Source organism: Brenneria tiliae (genome assembly GCF_023347575.1).
Classification (GTDB): Bacteria; Pseudomonadota; Gammaproteobacteria; order Enterobacterales; family Enterobacteriaceae; genus Brenneria; species Brenneria corticis.
In genome coordinates, this window is the sequence record NZ_JAKPCB010000035.1 from 1 (window position 1) to 264 (window position 264).

Annotated in this window: 1 rRNA gene; it reads left to right on the top strand. The window is 53.0% G+C overall.

Annotated features, from left to right (window positions below):
* Positions 1 to 264, top strand: a 16S ribosomal RNA gene (locus MFP24_RS00165); the annotation flags it as partial.

Genomic DNA, 264 nt, shown 5'->3' on the forward strand with positions numbered 1-264 from the left:
AGTCGACCGCCTGGGGAGTACGGCCGCAAGGTTAAAACTCAAATGAATTGACGGGGGCCCGCACAAGCGGTGGAGCATGTGGTTTAATTCGATGCAACGCGAAGAACCTTACCTACTCTTGACATCCTCAGAAGAGACTGGAGACAGTCTTGTGCCTTCGGGAACTGAGAGACAGGTGCTGCATGGCTGTCGTCAGCTCGTGTTGTGAAATGTTGGGTTAAGTCCCGCAACGAGCGCAACCCTTATCCTTTGTTGCCAGCGATT